Source organism: Mycoplasma sp. 06067-C1-B144P-99-0482-3 (assembly GCF_051053925.1).
Taxonomy (GTDB): Bacteria; Bacillota_I; Bacilli_A; order Mycoplasmatales; family Mycoplasmataceae; genus Mycoplasma; species Mycoplasma leachii.
Map to the genome: position 1 here is coordinate 1,027,961 of NZ_CP144017.1, position 18,552 is coordinate 1,046,512.

Here is an 18,552-nt window from a genome sequence, read left to right on the forward strand (position 1 = left end):
CTAAGGAAAATTACTTTTTAAATTTTTTAATTAAATAAGGTGTACCAACTGCTAAAGAGGTTAACAAAACTTGACTTCCAACAACAATACCAACAATTGCAGGAGTTGAAAGCTTTTTAGATTGTTGATTTGTTGTACTCAAATTAGCTTTTGGTATTTCTAAACCTTTCTTTGAATCTGGTGTTGGTTTTAAAATTGGAGATCATTTTGTAGCAGGAGTTATTATTCTAGTTAAAGGTATATTAAACTTTAGGCTTTGGTGGAGATGGATGAATAATTACTTCAGGCACTCTTGTTTCTGGTTTTTTAATAATTGGGTCGTTAATTTCTGGTTGTTTTCAAACAGGTCTTTTATTAGGTTCATGAGAAAAACCGCTTCCTCTAGAAAAATTTTTATTATCTTTAATCTCATCTACTACTCAACTTCTTAAATTTTGATTAAAATTTTTTGCCCCATCAAACATTGAATTCATTGAAGTAACTTTGCTAGTGTCTCACTTCAATGGTTTTCCATTATTGTTAAACTTGATAGCATTCTTAAACATACCTTGCATATTTGTCACTTTATCTGTTTTTCAGCTAGATAAATCAGCGTTAATTGTTTCATTATTATAAAATGTATAACTCATATCAATTATTTCAGACGTATCTCAAGTTTCAAAACCAGTTACTTCTTTATGATGTTCAAATCTATTAGCAAATGCATTACGTAAACTTTTAACTTCTTTTGGTAAAGTAGATGGAACTTTAGTTACATGTCAAGGAATTTGCATAAGTGTAATAGTTGAACCGTTTTTATAAAATCCTAAATCTGTAATCTCAGTTCTTGTTTTATTATCTTTATATTTATGAACTTTGTATTCTTCTTTTTTTATTCTGTTGAAAAGCAATTTTTTTATATTGTTATCAAAATTAAAAAAAGATAGAAAAGTAATTAATAAAATGGACATAAAAAAAGACGCTAATGTAACCATCAACTTTTTCATAAAACACCTACAACTTAACTAAAACTTTTTATAATTCATTTATAACATACTTAATAAATTTTTACAATATCTATTTAAAATAAAAACTCACAATTAAATTGTGAGTTTAGCTTTATTATTAAGATACTATTTATTATTTTCAATAATTGCTTTAATAAATCCTTTAAATAAAGGAGTTGGCTTATTAGGACGAGAAGTAAATTCAGGATGAAACTGACTAGCAACAAAAAATTTTAAACTTGGCATTTCAATAACTTCAACTAAATTTTTTTCTTCATAAATTCCAGAAAATCTTAATCCAACACTTTCTAAATCTTTTTTATATTCATTATTAAATTCATATCTATGTCTATGTCTTTCTAAAGCAACATCTGAATTATACAACTTAGAAACTAATGAATTTTTTTCTAATTTAGTAACCATTGTACCTAATCTTAAAGTTCCACCAATATTATCTCTATCAATACCTTTAATATAATCAAAAATTGGATGAGTAGTATTTTTATTAAATTCAGTTGAATCAGCATCAGTTCAATTTAATAAATCTCTTGCAATTGAAATTGTAGCTATTTGCATTCCTAAACAAATTCCTAAATAAGGAATATCATTATCTCTAGCATACCTACTAGCTAACATCATTCCTTCAATTCCTCTTTTACCAAATCCACCTGGAACTAAAATACCTTGGCTATTTTTTAATATTTCTTTGTAATTTGATTCATTTAATTTTTCTGCTTGAATTCATCTAATTTTAATTTTTTTATTAAATTCTCAACCAGCTATTTTTAATGATTCTAAAACTGATAAATATGCATCTTGTAATTCTATATATTTACCAACAAAACTAATTTCAATTTCTTGACTAGATGAATCTATTTTTTTGTTAAATTGTTTTCATGAAGTTAAATCTATAGCATTAGCTTTTAATTGTAACTGTTCAATTATAATATCTTGAAGGTTTTGTTTTGCTAAAGCTAATGGAACTCTATAAATTGAATCTTGATCAATTGCATCAATAATATTTGTAATAGGAACATTACAAAATAAAGAAATTTTTTCTTTAATATCTTTTGGTGAACTTGAATCACTTCTACATACTATAACATCAGGTTGAATTCCTAAACTAGCCATTGCTTTTACTGAATTTTGAATAGGTTTAGTTTTATATTCTTTTGAAGCAGCTAATCATAATAATAAAACAACATGAACAAACATTACATTTTCTTTACCTTGTTCTAGTCTAATTTGTCTAATTGCTTCAATAAAAGGCTGAGATTCAATATCTCCAACAGTTCCACCAATTTCTGAAATTATCACATCAGCTTGGCTTTGTTGTGCTGCTTGATAAACTTTATTTTTAATAGCATCAGTTATATGAGGAACTACTTGAATAGTTTTACCACTAGTGCCTCCTTTTCTTTCACCTTTAATTACAGATAAATAAATTTTTCCAGAAGTTGTTGAAGATAATTTAGTCAATTCTTCATCAATAAAACGCTCATAATGTCCTAAATCTAAATCAGTTTCTCCACCATCTTTTGTAACAAAAACTTCACCATGCTGATATGGAGACATTGTTCCTGGATCAACATTTAAATATGGATCAAATTTTTGCATAAATACTTTTAATCCACTAGCTTTTAATAATGCACCAATTGAACTAGCTGTAATTCCTTTTCCTAAACCTGAAACTACTCCACCAGTTACAAATATAAACTTTGCCATCTATTTATTCTCCTTTACTTATTATTTTAATTAATTATAAACAACTAATTAAAATAAAAAGGTCATAAAAACTCAGTTTTACAACCTTTAATTATCGATTATATTCATCGTCATCATCTATATATGAATTATCAATGTCATCAAAATCTTCGTCAAAATCATCTATATCTTGAGTAAAGTCATCATTATCATAATCTTCATCAAGCATCATATCATCATCTATTGCTAATTCATCATCTAAATCATCATATCTATGTTTATGATCTGAAGCATTAATAAAATCATCGTATTGTTTTTTAACATTTTCAACTGAAGAATTAGAGCTTAAAGCTCATAAATTATCAGTTGTTAAAGCAAATCTATTATCAAGAACCATATCTCCATATAGATCTGCAATTACTGAGATTTCATCTTTTTTTTGACTAATTACATCTTTTGAGATTGACTTTCAAATTTCAGCTAAACTTGAAGGTGTTTTAGTGTTTTGTAAATACGAATGCACTAAATCCAAATTTCTAACTTTTGACATATTTTCACCTACACAATTAAAAATTCTACACTATTTCTTTTGGAAAAATAATTTTTTTCACTTTTTTTTGAGTATTAGTTTTTTGAAAAAATTTCACTAATTTACTATAGTAACCTAGTTCATTTATTTGATGATTATTATTATCATATAAATAGATATTTTCATCTTTATTATCTTTAATTATAGGATTATACATAGTTAAAGGCTTAATATTTGCTTCTAATAAATAATACTTAGGATCTAAACCTAATTTATTTAATTTTTTAATCAAGACATTTTTATCTATTAGATATTCATCTCTAATAGTGAATAACTTACGTTCTACTAGTCTTTTAGATAGATCACTTAATATTTCATCAGTTTCAATACTACAATTTTTAAAAATGTCAAACATTAAATAATCATCTATTTTTAAATAAGATTCTAAACTAATATTTCTATTGTAGAATAATGGTGAAAAAAAGTCAATAATTCTATTATCTTTAAACTGATAGTTTTTGTTAAATAAATCAACAACTCTTTTAAACCAACTAATAAGCATAGCATCAAAAATAGTTGATGTTTTATGATTATAAACTTGTTGGTACATATGATATCTACCTAATAAATATGATTCAATTGCATAAATAGTTTTTTTAGGAAAGACTATTTTATCATCAATAATAAAAGCATTTCTAATCATTCACTTAAAATCTAGTGTTGCATAATCAACACCACAACTAATTGAATCTCTTTTTAAATAATCAAATCTATCAGCATCAATTTGTGAACTTACTAATAAATTAATAATTTTATTTTTATAAGTTCCATTAATAATATCAACAATATCTTGAGGATTTATATGATGTTTTTTTAAAATTAGATAAATATTTCCTTTTTTATTTAAAATAATTTCACTTGTGTATTGTTCGTGATTTTTATGTGTAATTTTTTCAAAAGTATGTGAAAAAGCGCCATGTCCAATGTCGTGTAATAATCCAGCTATTTTTACTAGTTTTTGTTCATAACTACTTATTTTTAAAAAAGCTTTATTTTTAAAAAACTCTTTTAAAATATAATAAGTTCCAATAGAATGACTAAAGCGAGTATGTGTTGCACTTGGATAAGCTAATTGTGTTCCTGCAAGTTGTAAAATTCTTCTTAATCTTTGCATTTCATAAGTATTTATTAATTGAATATAAATTACATCATCAAAATAAATATCACCATGAACATTATCTCTAATTACTTTTAAATACATAACTATCTTTCTAATGAATTAATATTGTTTAAAACAGTTGTTTTTCCTAATAAATAAATTACATCAGCTAAACTGGGTCCATGTTCTGATTTAGTTGCAAAAATTCTAATTGGCATAAACAAATCTTTTCCTTTAACATTTGCTAATGTTGAAGTATCTTTAATTATTTGTTTAATATTTTCTATTGTTCAATCTTTTAAATCATTAATTTGATTTTTAAAAATCTCAACTACATTTTTATAATTAGTTAAATTGTTTAAAACATCAATTGTATTATTATCAAGTGTAGTTTTATTAAAGAATAAATCTAAATGATCATTAATTTGTTCTGCATATTCTAATTCTTTTTTATAAAGTAATAACAAATGATTTAATCAAGCTTCAGATTTACTAGTAATGTTAAATTTATTATTATTTATAAATGATTTAACAAATTCTAAATATTCATTATCTTCTAGTTTTTTCATATAAACTGAATTAATTCATTTCATTTTAACCATATCAAAAGTTGAAGGAGATTTACTAAAACGTTTTTCATCAAAAATTTTAATTAATTCATTTTGAGATAAAATTTCTTGTTCACCAGGTGGAGATCAACCTAAAAGTGCAATATAGTTAAAAATAGCTTGTGATAAATAACCTTGTTTTTTGTATTGTTCTATAAAAAATAAAGCATTTCCACTTCTTTTTGATAACTTTTTACCAGTATTATCTACAATTAAAGTTAAATGACCAAACTTAGGATAATTTCAATTAAAAGCATCATAAATCATCATTTGTCTTGGAGTATTTGAAATATGTTCTTCTCCTCTTAAAACGTGAGTTATTTGCATATCATAATCATCAATTACAACTGCAAAATTATAAGTAGCAACACCATTACTTTTTAAAATTACAAAATCACCTAGATCTTTTGAATCAAAACTAACATCACCTCTAACAATATCATTAATTGTTCATACTTTATTTTGTGGAACTTTAAATCTAATTGAATATTCTTTTTTATCTTTTAGATTTTGGCTAATTTGATCTTGAGTTAAAAATAAACATTTTTGTGAATATTTAGTAGCAATAATTCCTTTACTAGTTTGGTCTTCATAATCTTTTTCTAATTCTTCACTACTACAAAAACATCTATATGCTTTATTTTGATTAACTAATTGTTCAGCTAGTTGTTTGTATCTATCAAATTTTTGTGATTGCATATATTTACCATATTTTTGATCACCAACATTAAAAATAGATTCATCAGCATAAATTCCTAATCAATTTAAATTTTCAAATTGTGATTCAATAGCACCGTCAACATTTCTTGCTAAATCAGTATCTTCAATTCTTACAATAAATGAACCATTGTAATGTTTTGCAAATAAGTAATTCATTAAAGCTGTTCTAGTGTTTCCTATATGTAAAAATCCAGTTGGTGATGGTGCATAACGTAATCTAAATGACATAATTTCTCCTTAAATAACTTTTTGATTATACTACTTTAATAATTTTAAGTTTTTTTTTAAATTACAACAAATCTATATCACTAAAAACAAAATAAAAGTTCAGATTTACTCTGAACTTTATAATTATTAAACTAATTTAGAATTTCTTTTAACTTATCTGCAACATGTTCTACATCAGTTCCAATTATTATTTGATAATTATTTTTACCTAATCTAACTACTCCAAAAGCTCCTATTTGTTTAATTTTTTGATCATCAATCACAGTTTTTGAATTATTTTTTACAGTCAATCGTAATCTTGTAGAGCAACTTTCAACTAATTCAATATTATCTTCACCAACAATATCTAAAATTCTTTTAGCCATTATTTCATATTTATTTTGTTTATTATTACTTGTTATTGGTTCTAAAACTTCTTTTTTAAATCCTAATTGATTTTCTCTACCAGGGGTTGGAATATTTAGCTTTTTAATTAAAAAGTAAAATGTTGTAAAATATAAACCAAACATAGCAATAGCAAATACTCAAATTCATAATGGGTTAGCGTATCATCCGATTTTTGTTGAAATTTGTCATGAAGTTCAAAACGAAACTACATAATCAATAAATCCAGCACTAAATCCAATACCTAAAGCAATTTGAGATCAAGTTACAAACATATAAAAAATACCTGTAAATAAAGCGTTTAAAACATATAAAATTGGAGAAATAAAAATAAAGTTAAAAATTAAAGGTTCATCAATTCCAGTAATTCAAGCAACAAAAGCAGATCCCCCATAAAAAGCAGTCATTTGCTTTTTTTTATCTTTATCTGAAACTAAAATTAAGGCTAGAGCAACTCCTGGTAATCCCCCTAAAAACAAAGGGAAAAAACCAGAAGTAAATAACCCTGAACCAATTAATCCTTTTTGAAATGCAGTAATATCACCATTAATTATTGCTGTAGATCCATCAGCTAATAATTTACCTTCAATTGGTAATTGAAATCATACAAATGTATTTAAAATATGATGTAAACCAAATGGTTGAACAATTCTATTTAAAAACCCATAAGTTCCAACTGCAAATCCCTTAGCAAAACCATTTGCTTGAGATAAAGTTGTTCCTATTTTAATTAAAATAAATTGTGCTCAAGGTCAAACGATAGCAAAACCTAAACCTAGTGGAACAATCATTAAAACACCTAACATTGGAATAAATCTTCTTCCACCAAAAAATGAAAGAGCCTGAGGTAAAGTTACATCTTTATATTTGTTATAGATTAAAGCAACTAAACAACCAACAACAATACCACCAACAACTCCAGAATCCAATTGGTACTTAACAGTATTATTTTTTAAAAAATATAATAGTTGAGTAGCTGGAACCATTTGTTCACCTTGTTTAATTAAAAGTTTATCTGAAGTTAGTACATTTTTTCAAATAAATGTTGGAATTAAACCTTCTTTTAATAAAGCTGTCATTCCAAATCAAACAATTCCACCAACTAATGCAGCTTCTCCACGATTATCTTTTGCTAATCCAAAACTAATACCAATAGCAAAAATTATTGCTAAATTATCAAAAACAATTTGCCCAGGAGTAGCTATAACTAATCCTATGAATTTTTGAATTTCAGAAATATTTGAACCTCCATTAGCTAGTGGATCTTGAATTAAAGCACCAAATCTAGCTAATAAAGCTGCAATTGGTAAAACTGCAATTGGAAACATTAAAGTTTTTCCTAAACGTTGTAGTGCATTTAAAAGATTATTATAAAAACTATTGGCTTTTTTAGTTTTTGTTTTTAGATTATGCATAGGTTATCTCCTTTCTGCAATTTCTAAATATTTTTTATCTAATAAGCTAGCTGCGTCTTTATCAAGTATATAAGTACAATCTTTATGTAATTGTAAAAATGAAGCTGTAATTTGTTCATTTGGTTTATCTTCAATCATTTGTTTAGTAACTAAAGCTTTATGAATTCCATATGAAACCATAATTGCTTTTTTAGTTCAATTTAATAAAGTTTGAATTCCCATAGTCATTGCATGAGTTGGACAATCATTTAGCGAATTAAACTTTTTCTTATTAACCATATCTAAAATAGTTTCTTTAGTTAATTTAACAAAATGAGTGTCAGTATTGAAACTAGTGTTTGGCTCATTATAAGCCATATGACCATTAATTCCTAAACTGATGTATTGAAAATCAATTCCACCAACACTTCTTATTAAATTTTCATATCTTTGACATTCTTTTTTAGGATCATTAGTTTGGCAATCTAAAAAATTAATATTTTTAGAATCAATATCTAAATGATCAAATAAGTTATCTTTCATTTGCTTAATAAAAGCTTGTTTATGTTCTTTACTAATATTTACAAATTCATCTAAGTTAAATGTAGTTACATTTTTTCATGAAATATTATTTTGTTTTGAATATTTAATTATTAATTTATAACAATCAATTGGACTAACTCCTGTTGCAAAACCAATTTTTGCAAATGGATTTTGTTTTACTTGATCTATAAATAATTGCGCACAATACTCTTGTAGATCTTTTATCTTATCAAATATAATTATTTTCAAATAAAACACCCCTTTTTGTACATTTAATACACTAAATATACAACTATATTTTATCTTAGCTAAACTTTTATATTATTTAGATAAAGAAAATAATTTAAAGTATAATGGTTATTTGCAAGTAAACATTTATTTAAAATAATAAAAACTTTTTCCTAATTATCTTTAAAAAATATTCAAAAAAACATTTAGAAAATTAAATAATTAAAAAGTATGTTAAATTATTACTACTTTAAAACAAAAAAATCTCTAGACTTCATATGCTAGAGACTTTTAAATATTACTTTTTCATTTATTTTGTATCATTAGAAGAAAATTTAAAAGCTAATGTACCAGAAAATTTTGTAGAACGAACAGTTCCAGTGTCATTGATGTTAACATCTAACTCCTTTAATTCATCTTGCTTAACACCCATTTTTTTAGCTATTGCTTCCTTAATTTTTTTGATATTTGTATAAGATCTTCCATCCTTAATAGTGTTTTGAATTTTTCCTAAGTCAAGAAAACTAGTAAATGTGAACTCTATTTCTTGATTGTTTGATTTAGATGATATTACCTTAACTATTTTCTTTTCATAATCAACTTCAAATTTTTGTAACTCTGATGGAGAAATACTTATTTTTTTAGTTACTGCTTCTCTAATTGTTGCTTGAGGCAAAATATTTCTCTTATCTGGTTCAAAATTCCCTAGATTTTTGTCATTTTTTGGAGAATCTATTTTTTCTTCAGATTTTTCTTCTTTTTTAGATTCTTCTTTAGTCTTTTCTTATTTTTTTTCATATAAAGGGTTTTTAGGGTAAATAAGTATTATTCTTATGATCTAAACTATACTATTGCTTTAATATCTTTAAAATACTATCTTTTTGTTTTTCATACTCTGTAACAGTCTTATCTCATTGTTCAAACAACTCTTTTGAAAATTCATCAAATGATTCATTTGAACTTTTATTTTTTCAATTATCAGAATTAAATTCTTTTTCAAATTCATCTATTGTTGTAAAATCACCTAATTTTTTATAAAGTTGACTTATATTTCATACTAATTTTAATAATTCAGAATTTTCTGGCTTCTTTTGAAGTTGATCAATTTTATCTTCTGATGAAAAAGAACTTAACAATTTAAGAACTTCTGCACCATATTTTTTAATTAACTTAAAATTTTCTTCTTTTGTTCTTTTAGGTTGTTCAGAATTTTCAGGTTGGTCAGTAGGTTGATCAGATTGTGGTTTTTCACTAGGACCAGGTTTAGTTTCTGGGTTATTCGAATTATCTGGATTTGTATTGTTGTTATCTGGTTGTTTTGATTCATCTGGTTTTGGTGGTGTTTTTGGAGTGTTTTCATTTGGTTTTTTAGGATCTTCACTAGGTTTAGTTGAATCAGGTTTATTATTCAGATTAGAATTACTATTTGAATCATTTGAACTATTATCGTTATTATTAGGTTTTTTATCATCTGGTTTTTTAGGGTTTTCACTAGGTTTAGTTGAATCAGATTTATTAGGTTGAGTATTTGTTTCTGAATGACTAGGTGAGTGACTAGGTTGTTCAGAATTTTCAGGTGGAGCAGCTTGTTCAGAATTTTCTTTAGGTTCTTTATTATCATCAGCTTCTTTGTTTTTGTCTTTTTCTTTATTAGATGGGTCTTCTTTTTTTGATTTATTTATATTTTTACAAGCAATTGATGTAATACTAGTCATACTAATTAAACTAATAGAACCAAATATTGTTAATAGTTTTTTCATATAATGTCCTTTACAATTGGTTTTTATCTTTTGGCAAGATACATTATATATATATATATATATATATAATGTCAAGTATATTTTTACGTTTAAGTTGGCTTGCCTAGTTTATGGTTAAACTGTCAGAATGAGATTTATTATCTTTTTAATCAACATTTATATTATTTAGATTAAGAAAATAGTTTAAAGTATAATGGTTATTTGCAGTGTCCATTTATTTAAAATAATAAAAACTTTTTCCTAATTATCTTTAAAAAATATTCAAAAAAACATTTAGAAAATTAAATAATTAAAAAGTATGTTAAATTATTACTACTTTAAAACAAAAAAATCTCTAGACTTCATATGCTAGAGACTTTTAAATATTACTTTTTCATTTATTTTGTATCATTAGAAGAAAATTTAAAAGCTAATGTACCAAAAAATTTTGTAGAACGAACAGTTCCAGTGTCATTGATGTTAACATCTAACTCCTTTAATTCATCTTGCTTAACACCCATTTTTTTAGCTATTGCTTCCTTAATTTTTTTGATATTTGTATAAGATCTTCCATCCTTAATAGTGTTTTGAATTTTTCCTAAGTCAAGAAAACTAGTAAATGTGAACTCTATTTCTTGATTGTTTGATTTAGATGATATTACCTTAACTATTTTCTTTTCATAATCAACTTCAAATTTTTGTAACTCTGATGGAGAAATACCTATTTTTTTAGTTACTGCTTCTCTAATTGTTGCTTGAGGCAAAATATTTCTCTTATCTGGTTCAAAATTCCCTAGATTTTTGTCATTTTTTGGAGAATCTATTTTTTCTTCAGATTTTTCTTCTTTTTTAGGTGCTTCAGAAGGTTTTGTCTTTTCTTTTTCTTCTTTCTTCTCTTCAGTAGGCTTAACTTCTTCTTTTTTATCTGGAGTTTTTTGCGAAGTTTTATCACCACAAGCAATTACTGCAGCACTAGTTGTGGCAACTAAACCAACAGATCCTAATATTGTTAATAATTTTTTCATATAATGTCCTTTACAATTGGTTTTTATCTTTTGGCAAGATACATTATATATAATGTCAAGTATATTTTTACGTTTAAGTTGGCTTGCCTAGTTTATGGTTAAACTGTCAGAATGAGATTTATTATCTTTTTAATCAACATTTATATTATTTAGATTAAGAAAATAGTTTAAAGTATAATGGTTATTTGCAGTGTCCATTTATTTAAAATAATAAAAACTTTTTCCTAATTATCTTTAAAAAATATTCAAAAAAACATTTAGAAAATTAAATAATTAAAAAGTATGTTAAATTATTACTACTTTAAAACAAAAAAATCTCTAGACTTCATATGCTAGAGACTTTTAAATATTACTTTTTCATTTATTTTGTATCATTAGAAGAAAATTTAAAAGCTAATGTACCAAAAAATTTTGTAGAACGAACAGTTCCAGTGTCATTGATGTTAACATCTAACTCCTTTAATTCATCTTGCTTAACACCCATTTTTTTAGCTATTGCTTCCTTAATTTTTTTGATATTTGTATAAGATCTTCCATCCTTAATAGTGTTTTGAATTTTTCCTAAGTCAAGAAAACTAGTAAATGTGAACTCTATTTCTTGATTGTTTGATTTAGATGATATTACCTTAACTATTTTCTTTTCATAATCAACTTCAAATTTTTGTAACTCTGATGGAGAAATACTTATTTTTTTAGTTACTGCTTCTCTAATTGTTGCTTGAGGCAAAATATTTCTCTTATCTGGTTCAAAATTCCCTAGATTTTTGTCATTTTTTGGAGAATCTATTTTTTCTTCAGATTTTTCTTCTTTTTTAGGTGCTTCAGAAGGTTTTGTCTTTTCTTTTTCTTCTTTCTTCTCTTCAGTAGGCTTAACTTCTTCTTTTTTATCTGGAGTTTTTTGCGAAGTTTTATCACCACAAGCAATTACTGCAGCACTAGTTGTGGCAACTAAACCAACAGATCCTAATATTGTTAATAATTTTTTCATATAATGTCCTTTACAATTGGTTTTTATCTTTTGGCAAGATACATTATATATATATATATATATATATATAATGTCAAGTATATTTTTACGTTTAAGTTGGCTTGCCTAGTTTATGGTTAAACTGTCAGAATGAGATTTATTATCTTTTTAATCAACATTTATATTATTTAGATTAAGAAAATAGTTTAAAGTATAATGGTTATTTGCAGTGTCCATTTATTTAAAATAATAAAAACTTTTTCCTAATTATCTTTAAAAAATATTCAAAAAAACATTTAGAAAATTAAATAATTAAAAAGTATGTTAAATTATTACTACTTTAAAACAAAAAAATCTCTAGACTTCATATGCTAGAGACTTTTAAATATTACTTTTTCATTTATTTTGTATCATTAGAAGAAAATTTAAAAGCTAATGTACCAAAAAATTTTGTAGAACGAACAGTTCCAGTGTCATTGATGTTAACATCTAACTCCTTTAATTCATCTTGCTTAACACCCATTTTTTTAGCTATTGCTTCCTTAATTTTTTTGATATTTGTATAAGATCTTCCATCCTTAATAGTGTTTTGAATTTTTCCTAAGTCAAGAAAACTAGTAAATGTGAACTCTATTTCTTGATTGTTTGATTTAGATGATATTACCTTAACTATTTTCTTTTCATAATCAACTTCAAATTTTTGTAACTCTGATGGAGAAATACCTATTTTTTTAGTTACTGCTTCTCTAATTGTTGCTTGAGGCAAAATATTTCTCTTATCTGGTTCAAAATTCCCTAGATTTTTGTCATTTTTTGGAGAATCTATTTTTTCTTCAGATTTTTCTTCTTTTTTAGGTGCTTCAGAAGGTTTTGTCTTTTCTTTTTCTTCTTTCTTCTCTTCAGTAGGCTTAACTTCTTCTTTTTTATCTGGAGTTTTTTGCGAAGTTTTATCACCACAAGCAATTACTGCAGCACTAGTTGTGGCAACTAAACCAACAGATCCTAATATTGTTAATAATTTTTTCATATAATGTCCTTTACAATTGGTTTTTATCTTTTGGCAAGATACATTATATATATATATATATATAATGTCAAGTATATTTTTACGTTTAGTTGGATTATTAAACAAAATGGTACCAGACCAATTATAAGACCACAGATCTGTGGTCTTATAATTGAACAGGAGGTCTAATGTTTGTTATCCAAGAAAATAAAAAGTTTAATGAAAAAAAGAAACTTATAATAGATACTTTTGAAAAAGAGCCTAACAGAAAGTTGTTATCAATCGCTATACAGTTTCAAAAATCACTTTCTACTGTAAAAAAATATAAAAGTGAATATATTAAATGAAAGAACAAGGAAGCAGAGCTAATTCTTTCACATAAAAACACTAATAATAAAAATGCTCAAAAATATAGTGATGAGATAATACATAATTTAGGTGAAAAATACCAAGAACAAGTAAAAATAACTGGTGGAGATGTAAATAATGCTAGTTGTTCTTATTTAACTTTAGAAAACTATCACAGCACTCTTATGTCAACTAACACTAAAAATAAAATTTCTTATTCAACTTTAAATAGGAGACTAATACAACAAGGTTATGCAAGCCCTTATTGCAAACGTAAAACCAAAAAAGAAGTTAAAAAAATAAGAAGACAACAAGAAGAAGGAAAATTAATTAGGTATAGCAATGAGCTAGTTTTTTATGTGCCTAAAAACGTAGAAAAACACAGACTAGCAGTAGCAAACAATTATAAATTTGGACAGGTAATAGAAGTAGATGGATGTACTCATTATTATTTTCAAAATAACACAATAGCAACATGTGTTATGGCTGTTGATGTTGGAACTAATCAAATACTTGATATGTGTTTTGAAGAATACGAAGAATCTTTAAATTCTTATCAAAAAATTTTTGAAACAATATTTAGAACTTATGGCTATCCTCAAAGAATTATTACTGATAATAGAGCTAATTTTAAAAAAGATGAAAGAAATAACGCTAGAACGCGTTTAGAGCTTGAAAATAGGGGTATAGAGGTGATTTCTTCATCTAATGCTAATGCAAAACCACATGTTGAAAGAATGTGAGATACAGTCCAAAAAAATGCACCTTTCTTCTTTAAACAAAATGATATAAAAACAATTGAACAAGCAAATCAAATAAAACACAAATTAATAGATTTTGTTAATAGTAAATGTAAAAAAAGAAAAAGAGATAATGCATTTAGACAACTAGGTGAAAATGAAGTTGAAAAATTCTTTGACCTACCTATACCTAGAAAATTTGCAAATGGTGTAGCAGAGTATAAAACTAAAATTTATGCTCCATACGATGAATTTGGTAAACGTTTTAGATTTTATAAAAAAGAAAATATTCAACTTGTAATTGGTTCAGATGAACAACTTTACTTTAGAACAGATACTAAACGCTATATTGCAAAGCCATTAGAAATTGGTTCAACTGATTGAGTTGAAGTTGATTTTGTTAGAAGAAAACAATTAGATGAAAGTAGAAAAGAAGATTTAAAAATACTAACAATGATAAACCAAACAAGAAGAATTCATAGTGGATTAGACAAAACACTCTTATACATAAAAAAATACCCCAATGGATTACCTAGTGAGTTAGTTGACGAGATCTCAGGAATCGTATTGAGGGTTAAAAGTGATTGTTCAAGGTTTTCCCATGAACTCAAAGATAAATTAGGCTTGTTAGAATAGATCTATTATTCTCTAATTTCTTTGATAATATAATTATAACTTATAGTACCATTTTGTATAATAACCCACGATAATGTCAAGTATATTTTTACGTTTAAGTTGGCTTGCCTAGTTTATGGTTAAACTGTCAGAATGAGATTTATTATCTTTTTAATCAACATTTATATTATTTAGATTAAGAAAATAGTTTAAAGTATAATGGTTATTTGCAGTGTCCATTTATTTAAAATAATAAAAACTTTTTCCTAATTATCTTTAAAAAATATTCAAAAAAACATTTAGAAAATTAAATAATTAAAAAGTATGTTAAATTATTACTACTTTAAAACAAAAAAATCTCTAGACTTCATATGCTAGAGACTTTTAAATATTACTTTTTCATTTATTTTGTATCATTAGAAGAAAATTTAAAAGCTAATGTACCAAAAAATTTTGTAGAACGAACAGTTCCAGTGTCATTGATGTTAACATCTAACTCCTTTAATTCATCTTGCTTAACACCCATTTTTTTAGCTATTGCTTCCTTAATTTTTTTGATATTTGTATAAGATCTTCCATCCTTAATAGTGTTTTGAATTTTTCCTAAGTCAAGAAAACTAGTAAATGTGAACTCTATTTCTTGATTGTTTGATTTAGATGATATTACCTTAACTATTTTCTTTTCATAATCAACTTCAAATTTTTGTAACTCTGATGGAGAAATACTTATTTTTTTAGTTACTGCTTCTCTAATTGTTGCTTGAGGCAAAATATTTCTCTTATCTGGTTCAAAATTCCCTAGATTTTTGTCATTTTTTGGAGAATCTATTTTTTCTTCAGATTTTTCTTCTTTTTTAGGTGCTTCTTTAGTCTTTTCTTATTTTTTTTCATATAAAGGGTTTTTAGGGTAAATAAGTATTATTCTTATGATCTAAACTATACTATTGCTTTAATATCTTTAAAATACTATCTTTTTGTTTTTCATACTCTGTAACAGTCTTATCTCATTGTTCAAACAACTCTTTTGAAAATTCATCAAATGATTCATTTGAACTTTTATTTTTTCAATTATCAGAATTAAATTCTTTTTCAAATTCATCTATTGTTGTAAAATTACCTAATTTTTTATAAAGTTGACTTATATTTGATACTAATTTTAATAATTCAGAATTTTCTGGCTTCTTTTGAAGTTGATCAATTTTATCTTCTGATGAAAAAGAACTTAACAATTTAAGAACTTCTGCACCATATTTTTTAATTAACTTAAAATTTTCTTCTTTTGTTCTTTTAGGTTGTTCAGAATTTTCAGGTTGGTCAGTAGGTTGATCAGATTGTGGTTTTTCACTAGGACCAGGTTTAGTTTCTGGGTTATTCGAATTATCTGGATTTGTATTGTTGTTATCTGGTTGTTTTGATTCATCTGGTTTTGGTGGTGTTTTTGGAGTGTTTTCATTTGGTTTTTTAGGATCTTCACTAGGTTTAGTTGAATCAGGTTTATTATTCGGATTAGAATTACTATTTGAATCATTTGAACTATTATCGTTATTATTAGGTTTTTTATCATCTGGTTTTTTAGGTTGATTTTCTTCTGGTTTAGTTGAATCATTTTCAGGAGTTTTTGGAGTTCTGTCGGATTTAGATGAGTCTTCTTTTTTTGATTTATTTATATTTTTACAAGCAATTGATGTAATACTAGTCATACTAATTAAACTAATAGAACCAAATATTGTTAATAATTTTTTCATATAATGTCCTTTACAATTGGTTGTTTATCTTTTGATAAGACAGATTATATATATATATATATATATATATTCAAGCTAATGTTCAGCAACCAGTTGCTGGGCAGGCACAAAATCCTAATAATGTAACCGTTATTAGACATGAACACATAACTGCAGACCATAGCCAGAAAAAAATTTATTTTAATATTGAGATACATTTTAATTGTAAGTGGCGTTGTATCCCTCTTTTACTTTCCATACCTAATTCACTCATCAATAATTTATTATAAAAGAGGTTCATTTGCTCAAGGACAGTTAGCAGGAATAATAATTGGCTGTATAGCTCTTATGGCCCTTGCGCTTCCTATGACAGTGTTGATGTCACTATCCTTAACAGCAAAATATATGAACAATATGAAAATTAACGTTGCTGCATGGTGTGTTTCTATACCATTCTTCCCTTTCATTTTTGTTGCTGGAATAGTATGAATTGGGTGAAAGATCTTTGTTGTATGAGCAGGCACAAGACGCACAGTCACAATAAAAGAAGGTTAGTTATCAAAAAACAGACTTGTCGAATAAGTCTGTTTTATTATTGTTTTAGTAAACTAATTATTGATTTTTAGTTTGTTCAAATGCTTTTATTAGTTCTTCAGCAGTTTTTGCTTTAAACTCTTTATTTCTATCTAATTCCGTTTGCTCAATCATTGCTTGAATCTAGGCGATACTCGGGATTAGTTGCATAATTTCATGATGCATTATGACCAGATTTTCACTAGTTTTTGAAATACAACTGTGTTATTTTTAATCACTTTATTAAAATGATTTGCTTGCTCCTTCTAAATTCTGGTTTTATTGACAAAATATGACTATCAATAGCATTAAATAGGCTTCTGTAGTATTTAATTCATCCTTAATATGTGATATTTTCAAGACAGAATTGCCTATATAACTAGGTGAAGCCCAAGACTTCACTTTTGTTAATAAATTAGGATAATTTTCTTTTAGTTTGTTAAATTTCAACAAAAATATTTTGTGTATTTTTGTTTTATGGTATAAATAAGTTGTTTTTACAACATATTAATATTATTGATGAATTATTTATATATAAACCAAGTAAATTAAAGGAAAAAACTTTAGAATGAAGAAGAAAAGAAGAAAATAGAAGAAGAAAAGAAATTAAAAGAGAAACAAGAGCAAGAAGATGAAAAATCAAAAGAAACAAAGTTTCCAATGCAAAATTTAGACTTAGGTGGCTTTTTTAAGGATGAAAATAAGTATAATAGTTTTTCACAGTATGATATTAAAAAGAAAATAGCAAAATTAACAAATACAGATATATCTACACTAACAGACTTAAAAATTGAATACGTGAATGAAGGTGGTAAAGCAATTGTGAAATCTACTAAGTATTCTGATGTTCTAACATTCACATTCTCTAATACATTAGATTTGGGTAAATTTAAAAAAGAAAATAATGCTGTTTCTCAATTAAAAGTTAAGAAAAAAATAGCAGAAATTTTAGGTCAAGAAGAAAAGGATTTATGACAATTAAAAGTTGATTATGAGAACAGAAAAGGATCTGGATCTGTTAAGTCAACAAAAACTCCTGGTACATTAAAAATTAAATTTACAATCGAATAATCTAAAATATAATACAATATTTATTAATTAAAACACTTAGTTTAAACTATATACTAAACAAATTAGCAAGATTTTGATATTTTCAAGATCTTGCTTTTTTCTTGTTAAAGATTACTCATAAGTTCATTTCTATAATCTTATATTCTATAATTATTCATATCTAATGGTTCTAAAAGCAGTTCTATCAAAAATATATTGACATTATATATATATATATATATATAATTTGTCTTATCAAAAGATAAACAAACAATTGAAAAT

15 protein-coding genes and 2 pseudogenes are annotated in these 18,552 nt (G+C 25.3%); 4 read left to right on the plus strand and 13 right to left on the minus strand.

Annotated elements, in window-relative coordinates:
• Positions 1-10: 10 nt before the first annotated feature.
• From V2P32_RS04495 to V2P32_RS04545, 11 genes and pseudogenes are all read right to left on the minus strand, one after another.
• Positions 11-986, minus strand: a pseudogene (locus V2P32_RS04495) (BspA family leucine-rich repeat surface protein).
• Positions 987-1,112: 126 nt separating this feature from the next.
• A complete protein-coding gene (locus V2P32_RS04500) occupies positions 1,113-2,711 on the minus strand; it encodes a CTP synthase (protein ID WP_434343488.1) in 1,599 nt (532 codons plus the stop codon).
• Positions 2,712-2,802: 91 nt separating this feature from the next.
• Complete coding sequence (gene rpoE / locus V2P32_RS04505) at positions 2,803-3,240, minus strand: DNA-directed RNA polymerase subunit delta (RefSeq protein WP_434343489.1); 438 nt, start codon at positions 3,238-3,240, stop codon at positions 2,803-2,805.
• A 25-nt stretch (positions 3,241-3,265) separates the two neighbouring features.
• Complete coding sequence (locus tag V2P32_RS04510; RefSeq protein WP_434343490.1) at positions 3,266-4,480, minus strand: HD domain-containing protein; 1,215 nt, start codon at positions 4,478-4,480, stop codon at positions 3,266-3,268.
• A gap of 2 nt (positions 4,481-4,482) precedes the next feature.
• The gene (gltX, locus tag V2P32_RS04515) at positions 4,483-5,934 is read right to left on the minus strand and encodes a glutamate--tRNA ligase (RefSeq protein ID WP_434343491.1); all 1,452 of its coding nucleotides are present in this window, start codon (positions 5,932-5,934) and stop codon (positions 4,483-4,485) included.
• Between the two features lie 131 nt (positions 5,935-6,065).
• The gene (locus tag V2P32_RS04520; protein ID WP_434343492.1) at positions 6,066-7,733 is read right to left on the minus strand and encodes a PTS transporter subunit EIIC; all 1,668 of its coding nucleotides are present in this window, start codon (positions 7,731-7,733) and stop codon (positions 6,066-6,068) included.
• Positions 7,734-7,736: 3 nt separating this feature from the next.
• Positions 7,737-8,513: a glucosamine-6-phosphate deaminase gene (locus V2P32_RS04525; RefSeq protein ID WP_434343493.1), complete on the minus strand. Its 777-nt coding sequence runs from the start codon at positions 8,511-8,513 to the stop codon at positions 7,737-7,739.
• A gap of 280 nt (positions 8,514-8,793) precedes the next feature.
• Positions 8,794-9,159, minus strand: coding sequence for a hypothetical protein (locus V2P32_RS04530; RefSeq protein ID WP_434343494.1), 366 nt, complete (start codon positions 9,157-9,159; stop codon positions 8,794-8,796).
• Between the two features lie 1,461 nt (positions 9,160-10,620).
• A complete protein-coding gene (locus V2P32_RS04535; protein WP_434343495.1) occupies positions 10,621-11,247 on the minus strand; it encodes a lipoprotein in 627 nt (208 codons plus the stop codon).
• 361 nt (positions 11,248-11,608) lie between these two features.
• Complete coding sequence (locus tag V2P32_RS04540) at positions 11,609-12,235, minus strand: lipoprotein (RefSeq protein WP_434343496.1); 627 nt, start codon at positions 12,233-12,235, stop codon at positions 11,609-11,611.
• Between the two features lie 379 nt (positions 12,236-12,614).
• Positions 12,615-13,241, minus strand: a complete 627-nt coding sequence (locus V2P32_RS04545) for a lipoprotein (RefSeq protein WP_434343495.1) — start codon at positions 13,239-13,241, stop codon at positions 12,615-12,617.
• A gap of 167 nt (positions 13,242-13,408) precedes the next feature.
• On the opposite strand from V2P32_RS04545, the gene V2P32_RS04550 reads away from it, so the two are divergent.
• Positions 13,409-14,944 carry a hypothetical protein gene (locus tag V2P32_RS04550; RefSeq protein ID WP_434343361.1) on the plus strand — a complete coding sequence of 512 codons (1,536 nt, stop codon included), beginning with the start codon at positions 13,409-13,411 and terminating at the stop codon, positions 14,942-14,944.
• 382 nt (positions 14,945-15,326) lie between these two features.
• On the opposite strand, the gene V2P32_RS04555 is transcribed toward V2P32_RS04550, so the two are convergent.
• Together V2P32_RS04555 and V2P32_RS04560 are read right to left on the minus strand one after the other, a co-directional pair.
• Positions 15,327-15,692, minus strand: coding sequence for a hypothetical protein (locus V2P32_RS04555; protein ID WP_434343497.1), 366 nt, complete (start codon positions 15,690-15,692; stop codon positions 15,327-15,329).
• Positions 15,693-16,239: 547 nt separating this feature from the next.
• Positions 16,240-16,590 (minus strand): annotated as a pseudogene (locus V2P32_RS04560) (hypothetical protein); the annotation flags it as partial.
• A gap of 462 nt (positions 16,591-17,052) precedes the next feature.
• Between V2P32_RS04560 and V2P32_RS04565 the strand changes: the two are divergent.
• The 3 genes from V2P32_RS04565 (at position 17,053) to V2P32_RS04575 (ending at position 18,291) form a co-directional block, all read left to right on the plus strand.
• Positions 17,053-17,202: a hypothetical protein gene (locus V2P32_RS04565; protein WP_434343498.1), complete on the plus strand. Its 150-nt coding sequence runs from the start codon at positions 17,053-17,055 to the stop codon at positions 17,200-17,202.
• Positions 17,203-17,711: 509 nt separating this feature from the next.
• Complete coding sequence (locus tag V2P32_RS04570) at positions 17,712-17,912, plus strand: hypothetical protein (RefSeq protein ID WP_434343499.1); 201 nt, start codon at positions 17,712-17,714, stop codon at positions 17,910-17,912.
• On the plus strand, positions 17,881-18,291 hold the full coding sequence (locus V2P32_RS04575; protein WP_434343500.1) for a hypothetical protein: 411 nt from the start codon (positions 17,881-17,883) through the stop codon (positions 18,289-18,291). Before V2P32_RS04570 ends, V2P32_RS04575 begins: the two co-directional genes overlap by 32 nt.
• The last annotated feature ends 261 nt before the right edge of the window (positions 18,292-18,552 follow it).